Annotated in this window: 3 protein-coding genes; 1 reads left to right on the plus strand and 2 read right to left on the minus strand. The window is 68.5% G+C overall.

The window, feature by feature from the left end; all coding sequences use genetic code 11:
- Positions 1–76: 76 nt before the first annotated feature.
- Positions 77–373, minus strand: coding sequence for a DUF6360 family protein (locus GJ633_RS16440; RefSeq protein WP_156589624.1), 297 nt, complete (start codon positions 371–373; stop codon positions 77–79).
- Positions 374–817: 444 nt separating this feature from the next.
- Between GJ633_RS16440 and GJ633_RS17405 the strand changes: the two genes are divergently transcribed.
- Positions 818–979: a hypothetical protein gene (locus GJ633_RS17405; RefSeq protein WP_197431385.1), complete on the plus strand. Its 162-nt coding sequence runs from the start codon at positions 818–820 to the stop codon at positions 977–979.
- A 91-nt stretch (positions 980–1,070) separates the two neighbouring features.
- Here the strand turns inward: GJ633_RS17405 and GJ633_RS16445 are convergent, their stop codons facing one another.
- Positions 1,071–1,610 carry a CBS domain-containing protein gene (locus GJ633_RS16445; RefSeq protein WP_156589625.1) on the minus strand — a complete coding sequence of 180 codons (540 nt, stop codon included), beginning with the start codon at positions 1,608–1,610 and terminating at the stop codon, positions 1,071–1,073.
- Between the last annotated feature and the right edge of the window lie 106 nt (positions 1,611–1,716).

The raw sequence follows: 1,716 nt of genomic DNA on the forward strand, positions 1-1,716 counted from the left end.
CTCGCGCCCTGGCGGGCGCTCGCGGGATCGCGCCGCCGCCTTGGTACTGGTGGAGCGACGGTGCCGGCGATGCGGCTCACTCTCCGTCGGCGTCGCCCCGAGCGGCCTCGACGCGATCGGCCGTCGACTCCAGGGCCTCGGCGAGCGTCCGCGCCTGCGCTGGCGAGAGGTCGACCTCGTCGGCGTGCGCCGGGAGCCGGTCGAGCGCCGTCCCGTCGAGTTCGACCTGTAGCGTCACGTGTTCCGGGTCCTCTCGGGGCGCCGTGACGTTCACGACGCCGGGGGCGTCCGTCTCGAAGTCGTGACCCCGTGCCCGCGCGTCGACGAAGTCGAGCGTGGTGTACGCGTTCACGCTGAGCAGTCGGTCGGTCATGTCTCACACGTGGGACCGTGATCCCGCCCCATCTTCAGTCGTCCGGCGTCGCGGGCGGCGCCCGCGTCGATCGCCTCGTCGTCGAGGACGCGAATACGTGTCGTCACACCCCCGTGTTTGACCGATCCCCTCAATGCGTGACGGTGGTCACAAGCGGAGACCGTTTCGATGACGCCGGGATCACACGAGATCGCATGACGTGACGGGGAACGGAACCAACTTGGTGTCCGAGGTACCGGACGCAGATTCCGGTACCCGGGAGTAGAGGTCTGAATTACTCGTGTGGCTCCCCTTATGATCCGGGGGCCCGTATCGGGAGTCGATGACCGATACAGCCTCGGGATTTGTCGCGCTGTCTCCCGATCCGAGCGAACATCGACACAGACAACACGCGTCGGCCGACGTCGCGCCCGAGCTCTTCGAGGGCGCCACGGAGGTGCGGCGATGACCGCGAACTCCGAGACCTGCGAGCCGACGGGCGAGTCCGCCGATCGGGACGCCAAAACGCGATCGGACCGCACCGACGGGAGCCACCTCGACGACATCGAGGACGGCGCTGGCTGCACGGAGATCTGGGAGCGGCTCTCCGAGCGACGCGAGGAGTGACGGTGCCGGCGCTTCCCCGCCCTCCGTTCGCGTCTTCTCTCCTTCTCCCACCGTCGGCCGTCCGATCGCCACACGGGCGTCTCGTCGCCGCTTACGACAGGTGCGCGGCGATGTCGGCCTCGGTGATGATCCCGACCGTCGCGCCGCCGTCGGTGACCATCACCGCTTTGTAGTGATCGAGCAGGTTCCGGATCTCGTCGACCGTCGCGCTGGGCGCGACCGTGGGGAACGACTCGCTCATCACCTCGCTCACGGGGTGGTCGCCGACGTTCTCGCCCGCGTGGACCACGTCTCCCTGACTGATCGACCCCACGGGAACCCCGTTCTGGAGGACGGGGAGCTGCGAGTACGCCTCCTCTTCCATCAGCGAGACGGCCTCGCGCACCGCGTCGTCCGGGGCGACGCTTATCACCGTCTCGTTCATCAGGTCCGTCGCGCGGACCACCTCTCCTTCGGCCTCCTGGAGGGCGTTGACGATGCGTCGCAGCGTCGAGAGCCGCGGGTCGACGTCACCGCCCTCGATCCGGGCGATGAGCGGCTGTGAGACGTCGGCCGCGTCCGCGAGCTCGCTCTGGGTCAGCTCCAGGTCGGTCCGGCGCTCGCGGAGGTCCTGTGGGGTCGGGAGTTCCATACGGCGAATAACTCCCGGTTATTAGAAAAGGTTTCGGCGGCGACCGATTTCGCGGCGGCCGTCCGTGGTCGTCGTCCGTTTACTCGTCGCCGTCCTCGTCGGCCTC

Origin of the sequence: Halorubrum sp. CBA1125, from assembly GCF_009742825.1 — an archaeon.
In the GTDB taxonomy this organism is placed as follows: domain Archaea; phylum Halobacteriota; class Halobacteria; order Halobacteriales; family Haloferacaceae; genus Halorubrum.

Excerpts from the sequence above, each read along its gene's own strand:
- GJ633_RS16440 (WP_156589624.1), bottom strand. The coding sequence starts at position 373 with ATGACCGACCGACTGCTCAGCGTGAACGCGTACACCACGCTCGACTTC.
- GJ633_RS17405 (WP_197431385.1), top strand. The coding sequence starts at position 818 with ATGACCGCGAACTCCGAGACCTGCGAGCCGACGGGCGAGTCCGCCGAT.
- GJ633_RS16445 (WP_156589625.1), bottom strand. The coding sequence starts at position 1,610 with ATGGAACTCCCGACCCCACAGGACCTCCGCGAGCGCCGGACCGACCTG.